A 1,251-nucleotide genomic window follows, 5' to 3' on the forward strand; every position below is an offset into this window, starting at 1 on the left:
TGAACTGGCCTAATGATCCCGGACACCTCTTAAGGGCGATATGATTCGCCCATTCAGGAGGTTCCATGCAAGAGCGTAAGACCTATACCCGCGAGTTCAAGCAACGTGCTGCGAGCATGGTTCTTGATGACAATTGCTCAGTTCCTGACGTCTGCGCGTCGATGGACGTCGGCCCTACGGCGCTACGCCGCTGGGTGGATCAGGTTCGGAAAGAGCGTCAGAAAGGTCAGCCAGTGGCAGGCACCAAGGCAATCAGTGACGAACAGCGAGAGCTCCAACAGCTGCGGGCCAAGGTCAAGCGCCTGGAAACCGAGGCTGAAATCTTAAAAAAGGCTACGGCTCTCTTGATGTCGGATCCCGATCGTTTTTCCTGATTGAGGAACTGAGAGAGTCCGGTTCGTATCCGACCAGCTTGCTTTGCAGTGCTCTGGGTGTTTCCCGCAGCGCATTTTATGACTGGGCATATCGCCGCTCAAAACCTAATACCGAGCGTGATGCGCTCAGGGCAAAGGTTGTGCAGCTGCATGCTGAAAGCAGAGAAAGTGCCGGGGCGAGAATGATCTCTCAGTATTTGAAAGCGCAGCAGCTCAAGGTTGGAAGGTATCTAGTGGGAAGGCTCATGGCCGAGGCGAACCTGACTAGCAGGCAGCGTCGCCGCCACCAATATCGCTCTAGGGGCGTCGAGGCATTTGTGGCCAAGAACCTGCTCGAACGCAACTTCGAGCCAACGGCCATCAATCAGGTTTGGTGCGGCGACGTTACCAGCCTGATGGTCGGGAAGCGTTGGTATCACTTGGCCGTAGTCATTGACCTGTTTGCCCGTCGGGTCGTTGGCTGGGCATTTTCTCTGGTCAATGATGCCAACCTGGTCACCAAGGCTCTGAGAATGGCAGTGGAAGTTCGGGGCGCCCCTGCGGGTTTGATGTTTCATTCGGATCAAGGCTGCCAATACACCAGTCAACGCTTCCAGTCTGAGCTGCTTGGACATGGCATAACCCAAAGCATGAGCCGCAGAGGCCAATGCTGGGACAACGCACCAATGGAGCGATTTTTCGGCACGCTCAAGTCAGAATGGGTGCCTGCCAAGGGCTACTCAGAAATTGAAGAAGCTAGACAGGACATGACCAGCTTCTTTATGCGTTACAACCGCATTAGGCTCCACAGCTACAACAACTACCTGTCGCCAATAGCCATGGAGCAGCAAGCGGCTTGATCACCGTAATCGGTGTCCGGAAAAACTTGACCAGAACA

Annotated in this window: 2 protein-coding genes; both read left to right on the plus strand. The window is 54.7% G+C overall.

Annotated features, from left to right (window positions below):
• Positions 1 to 65 precede the first annotated feature (65 nt).
• Positions 66 to 374, plus strand: a complete 309-nt coding sequence (locus HU750_RS27265) for a transposase (protein WP_012723623.1) — start codon at positions 66 to 68, stop codon at positions 372 to 374.
• Positions 375 to 382: 8 nt separating this feature from the next.
• Positions 383 to 1,213, plus strand: coding sequence for an IS3 family transposase (locus HU750_RS26920; RefSeq protein ID WP_238348957.1), 831 nt, complete (start codon positions 383 to 385; stop codon positions 1,211 to 1,213).
• Positions 1,214 to 1,251 lie beyond the last annotated feature (38 nt).

It is taken from the genome of Pseudomonas sp. SWRI50, assembly GCF_014269095.1.
GTDB lineage: Bacteria > Pseudomonadota > Gammaproteobacteria > Pseudomonadales > Pseudomonadaceae > Aquipseudomonas > Aquipseudomonas kermanshahensis.